Source organism: Streptomyces tateyamensis (assembly GCF_003205575.1).
Classification (GTDB): domain Bacteria; phylum Actinomycetota; class Actinomycetes; order Streptomycetales; family Streptomycetaceae; genus Kitasatospora; species Kitasatospora tateyamensis.
The window spans coordinates 1-5,136 of record NZ_PYBW01000167.1 but is presented as its reverse complement, the minus strand read 5'-3'; the positions used below and the strand labels follow the sequence as shown (position 1 = coordinate 5,136).

General features: G+C 70.5%; 9 protein-coding genes. 2 read left to right on the top strand and 7 right to left on the bottom strand.

From position 1 onward, the window contains the following. A partial coding sequence (locus C7C46_RS36045; protein WP_220040724.1) for a hypothetical protein occupies positions 1-270 on the top strand: 270 nt, incomplete at its 5' end. Between the two features lie 37 nt (positions 271-307). Here the strand turns inward: C7C46_RS36045 and C7C46_RS37480 are convergent. Next, positions 308-442, bottom strand: a complete 135-nt coding sequence (locus C7C46_RS37480) for a hypothetical protein (protein ID WP_281278602.1) — start codon at positions 440-442, stop codon at positions 308-310. 325 nt (positions 443-767) lie between these two features. Here C7C46_RS37480 and C7C46_RS31030 point away from each other — a divergent pair, with 325 nt between their 5' ends. After that, complete coding sequence (locus tag C7C46_RS31030) at positions 768-1,118, top strand: PRC-barrel domain-containing protein (RefSeq protein ID WP_425470152.1); 351 nt, start codon at positions 768-770, stop codon at positions 1,116-1,118. A 322-nt stretch (positions 1,119-1,440) separates the two neighbouring features. On the opposite strand, the gene C7C46_RS31020 is transcribed toward C7C46_RS31030, so the two are convergent. The 6 genes from C7C46_RS31020 to C7C46_RS34500 all read right to left on the bottom strand — a co-directional run bounded on the left by C7C46_RS31020 (position 1,441) and on the right by C7C46_RS34500 (position 4,786). After that, entirely contained in the window at positions 1,441-1,890 is a 450-nt protein-coding gene (locus C7C46_RS31020) for a hypothetical protein (RefSeq protein WP_110673261.1), read from the bottom strand. A gap of 111 nt (positions 1,891-2,001) precedes the next feature. After that, positions 2,002-2,682, bottom strand: a complete 681-nt coding sequence (locus C7C46_RS31015) for a DUF6308 family protein (RefSeq protein WP_245985229.1) — start codon at positions 2,680-2,682, stop codon at positions 2,002-2,004. 253 nt (positions 2,683-2,935) lie between these two features. Then, a complete protein-coding gene (locus tag C7C46_RS34505) occupies positions 2,936-3,517 on the bottom strand; it encodes a hypothetical protein (protein ID WP_146259283.1) in 582 nt (193 codons plus the stop codon). Between the two features lie 315 nt (positions 3,518-3,832). Further along, positions 3,833-4,156 carry a hypothetical protein gene (locus tag C7C46_RS31000; RefSeq protein WP_110673258.1) on the bottom strand — a complete coding sequence of 108 codons (324 nt, stop codon included), beginning with the start codon at positions 4,154-4,156 and terminating at the stop codon, positions 3,833-3,835. Between the two features lie 60 nt (positions 4,157-4,216). After that, entirely contained in the window at positions 4,217-4,444 is a 228-nt protein-coding gene (locus C7C46_RS30995) for a hypothetical protein (RefSeq protein WP_110673257.1), read from the bottom strand. An 18-nt stretch (positions 4,445-4,462) separates the two neighbouring features. Then, entirely contained in the window at positions 4,463-4,786 is a 324-nt protein-coding gene (locus C7C46_RS34500) for a hypothetical protein (protein WP_146259282.1), read from the bottom strand. Between the last annotated feature and the right edge of the window lie 350 nt (positions 4,787-5,136).

The following is a 5,136-nucleotide window of genomic DNA, read 5'->3' as shown; positions in this document are numbered from 1 at the left end:
AGATCAGGGGGGAACTTCACACTGTTCCTTCGGTTCACCGTGCCGCAGCCCGGCCTGGGCCCCTTCTTGAAGAGTCTCAAGGCCACGCGCACGGATGTGAGTGGCGCGGCCGCCACCGCCGAATGGGGCTCAGCGTGGCGGGAGTTCGGCGTCGACTGGGCCTTCGATGCCGCACTGAGGTACGACGTCTACCGGTTCGGCCCAGGCCAAGGCCCCGAACCAGCGGGGGTGGTGGTGGTCGATGGACGTCAGCCCTCGGCGGTCGTCTAGGTCATCGACACGGTCTGGTAAGCCGCGGCGGGTGGGTTCAGGCGGTGTCGAGGGTGTGGCGGGTGGCCTGGTGGTGGAAGGCTCTGGTGCTGATGACCGCGATCGTCTCCTGTCCCAAGGTGGCGGTGGTGGCGGTGTAGTCACCGTGGATCAGGGGCTGGGCGGGGACCACTGCGCCGTCCCGGCGTGCGCGGCCGGAGAGATGACGAACACCTCGCCTCGCGCAGCAGGCCCACGTGCCGCGCGAGGCCCGGTCGGTACCGGGCCGGAGCTGTTCCAGAGGTGGAAGCAGAGCATGGTGTCGTCGTTGGCGGGCCACCACGGCCTGGTTGGCCTGGTCGACGCGAGGGCGGGCCGATGTCTCACCGGGCTTACAGGCCGAGCTTCAGCACAGCCTGGTCCTGGAGGCGGGCCTGGAGGAACCCGCGCGACGGGCGCATGAGGCTGCCTGGGCGGGACAGAAGGGTGGCACGTCAGGTTCTACGAAGGGTGCTTCCGTGGAGAACGTCATGTGGGACTACCAGGAGGACTCCGGCTACCAGGCCGGCACCGAGCTGATCGGCTACAAGGTCGAGGCGACCGACGGCCACATCGGCAAGGTCGACAAGCACTCCGATGACGTCGACGCCCGGTACATCGTGGTCGACACCGGCCCGTGGATCTTCGGCAAGCACGTCCTGCTGCCCGCCGGCACCATCACCTCGATCGACCCCGACAACCAGACCGTCCAGGTCGGCCGCACCAAGGACGAGATCCAGAACTCCCCCGAGTTCGACAAGGACAAGCCCGCTGTCGACGCCGACTACCACCAGCAGGTCGGCAGCTACTACAACGGCCTGCCGCGCTGATCCACCAGTAAATCGAGCCTGCGGGCCCGCACCGCTGGGCTGTGCGGGCCCGCAGCCTGCCACTACGGGACCGCCTGCGGCGCCGGAAGCAGCCGCCCACCGCTCATCATGGAGACGACATGCACAAACCCACCCTGATCACCGGGCTCGCCCTGGGCTACGTGCTCGGAACGCGAGCCGGACGCGAACGGTACGACCAAATCAGCAGGACCGTACAGTCGATCATGCAGGCCCCGGCGGTGCGGTCAGCCGCCAGCTCCGCGACCAACGCAGCCGGATCAGCCACGCACAGCGCCGCACACGCGGTGGTGGAGGCGATCGGTCACCGCCTCCACCCCACGGCGCACGAGCGCCTGTCGCGGCTGCGCGACCGCACGGCGGTGTACCGCACCGGGGAGCCCGAGACGATCACTGTGCCCACCGCGGACTGCTGACCGCGCGGCACGTCGGGCATCGCGCGCTGGGCGCGCAGCCGGCCGAGGTGCGCGCGGTTCAGGACGTCCAGGGCCTGGCCGACGGAGCGGTGGGTGCGGGCCCCGCTGGCGGGGTCGGTCAGGACCACGGCGTCCTTCGCGTCCCGGTGCGCGGCGGCGATGTGCCCAGCCCGCCCCCACGGCCCGCCCGGCAGCGGCGCTGTCCAGCGGATGGGCCGGCCCTGGTAGAGCAGCTGGTGGACGTCCTCGGCCTCGGGGTCGTCCCAGGAGGCCAGCAGCCTGCTCTCACCGACCGTCAGGTTGAGGTCGTCGGTGCGGTCCGGCTCGCCGAACCGCACCGTCGGGATCGTGCACGCAGCGCCTCGAAGGCCTCCGCCTGCTTCTCTGCCGTGGCGGTCGGGGCGGGCACGGCGACGGCGGTGCAGATTTCGGCCCGCTCAACTGTTCCGTCAGCGCGGACAGTCATGTCCGGCGGCCCGGTGCCCCATCCAGACGACGACATCGCACACCCTCAGCGCACTCACGCTCTCCGGCAGGCCCGCCGCCTGCCTCAACCCCAGCAGCCTGCGGTGCAGCGCGCCGTCGTCCTCCCGTAGAGCGGAGTGCAACGACAGCCAGAACGACTCCGGCCGCCCGACAGCGCAGCGCACGACACGGTCGTAGACCGGCAGCAGCCGGGGACGCTTTCGCGCCAGGACTTTGCCCGCGATCACCCATCCGACCCCCTCCTCGGATTTGAGGAGCCGCCAGGCCAGGCCCGCCGGCGAGTCCTTGCCCAGAAGGGACGCGTCGGCGTCGACCATGTCGATGCCCCCAGGTATGGCCTGCAGCAGCTGCGACAGCCGGGCGCCGAGATCGCCCTCCAAGAGATCCAGAGCAATTCGCCCGGGGACCGTGACGGACAGGGTCTGCACCGCGACCAGGTCCTCCGCGGTGACCCGGTCGGCCACCGGCGGAGCCTCTCCCCCGCCACCCAGGTGCTCGAACCGGCTCCCCGTGAACCGCTCCGACCCGGGCTGGCCGCCGATCCCGAAGTAGCGACGCAGGTCGTCCACGGCACGGCCCGAGGCGAGCAGCGCATCCAGCCGCTGCCTGAACGGCTCCTCAACTGCTCCGGTGGGATGGACCACGATGTGCTGTCCCTTCTCGAGGTGCCCTGTTGCTGATGGCGTTCGGGTTCGACCATGCGCGCCAGACAGGTCTTGTAGAGCTGGAGCTCGCCGCCCCGCACACCCGAGGAGGGTGGAAGGCCCCAGGCGCGGCGACCTTGGCTGCCCAGACCAAGGGCGGCCCGCCGACGGGCGGCCTACAGAGTGACCTGCGACCCCTGCACAGGTTGCAGAGGACTCTCCAGCCGCGGCCGACCGGGGAGTCCCTCACGGCTCACCGACAGGCCGGCCCGTAAGCGACCTGAACCTTCTTCAACGGTGCCGCCGGCGTCGCATCAGCGTCATAGCCCGGATTGTCACTGGCCCAAGCCGCCTCCGTGCAGTACCCGGACTCCTTGGGAGACGTCGACTGCAACTCGACCATGGTGTCCTGGCAGGTGGTGATGACGTGGTTGCCGAGCACCTGGGCACTCGACGGCAGACCAGGGACGACATACCGAACGATCAGGTCCCGAGTCGGCCCGCAGCCGCCATCGGCTCCCGTCGCCAGCACCGTCGGTTCCGGGCCCGCCGAAGTCGTCACAACCGCCGGCGCACTCGACACCGGCGAGGCCGGCGCGACCGGCTGCGCCGACCTGCCTGCGGCCGCAGACGCACTGGGCATCACGGGCGCCACGGACCTGGCCGCCACAGGCTTCTGGTCGCTGGGCTGCCCGCCGTGGACCATGGCGTTGCAACCGCCGACGAGGACGAGGCCGCCCACCACACCGAGGATGATCTTCTTGGCGTTCGACTTCGGTCTCACCGGAGCGGGGCCGGACGGCGGCTGCGCCCAGGAGTGCCTGTTGGGAGTCACAAGAGTCCTCATTGCTGATCCGGTTGGTGCGGATCAGCGTGCCACCCAGGGATGACGGGTGATCAGCTTGTCATCGAGCTGTTACGCCGCCGACACTACGGGCCCCGACTTGTCCGTGGCGCCCGGCGTACCGGAAGCCACCACAGCCCTGGGGGCACCCGCGGCGGCAGGGCCCACAGGGGGGCCGACGGCCCGCCGACGGGCACACCACCCGTGGCCGACCGGGAAGGTCCCGGCCAGCCAGGAAAGGAAATCAGAACGCGTCCAGCTGCCGGGGCCGCGGCCGGCGCGGGTCGCCGACGCCGCGAGGTGCGATCAGGCGGTGCGCAGGGTCCGCGGCGCGGTGTAGCGGGTGACGACCTGCGGCAGGAAGTCCGCGTAGTGCCCAAGCCCGGTGACGTCCTGATCCGACCGGACCACCGCGAGCTGGTCCAGCTCAGGACAGGCACCGCGCGCGACCTCGGCCTCCACCAACGCCTCGTAGTGCTTGAGCACCAGGGCAGCCGGCACCGGCGGGGCCAGGAAGTGCACGCCGACGTTGCCGAACTCGCCCCGGGTGACCCCCCACACCCTCATGTCCTCCGGATCGGCGACCAACCCGATCTCCTCCACCAGCTCCTGGGCCGCGTGCCGCCCCAAGGCCGCCAGGTCGAGCGCCTCGCCCTCCCCGGGCGGCTCCGCCGAGCCGCCGGGGAGCGCTTATCGCCCCGGGGACGCGGTAGACCCCGCATTTCGGCCGACGATCAGCCCGCCATCCTCCACCGGCTGCAACACCGTGACGAACACCGACGCAGGCAGCCACGAACAAGATTTGAGGCGGCGCAGCGCGCGGTAGCGGTAGATGACCCGCGCCCACGACAGCACCAATTCGGCGCCCTTGTCCACCCCGTGATCACGCGGCTGCACGCCCTGCTCCGCGCCGAGCACCCGTGGTGTGGGACGGGGTCAGTCCGGGGGCTCCTGGACTTGTTGTTCGGTCCCACTCGGCGTGGTGTCGGTCTCGTTCTCCTCGTCGACGCGCGCGTCCGAACCGGGCTGGCGCCGATGCCCGTCCTCCTCAGGTTCGTCAGAGTTGTGGTGCAGTGGGACTCCGCCGGCCCCACCCTGCGGGATGTGCTCCATCGCTTTCCCTTCATTCCGAGGCCCGACCCGGTGTCCGGCTCGATGCGCCTTGTGCAGAGCCTCAGTGTTCTTCTCATCGACGTCGTCCTTGAGGCCGCCGACATCCTCGGCCTTCACGTGAGCCCGTTCACGGTCGAATTCATGCAATTCAGGCCTCCCGTGCGAAGTTGCCCCATCGGCCGTCACGCCCGCGCGTCTGCCCAAAAGTGCGGGGGCTGAACGCGGCCCAGGCCAGGCGCCCCGCCTGGAGGAGACCATCGCCAACCTCATGGACGGCATCGCCGAGGCAGAGGAGGGCCGGCTCGGCGAGATCGAAGGCCTTGAAGTCAGCCTCGCCGGGGCCCAGACCGCACTTGCTCAGCTCGACACGGAACCCGTTCTCACCGGGCTGTGCGGAGCCAGGTCCGGGCGAGCTCGCCGACCCACGCCGTTGCCTCGTCGGCGGTCGGCGGGGGTGCGGCGACGACGACGAGTTCAGTGACGCCCGCCGCGGCGAG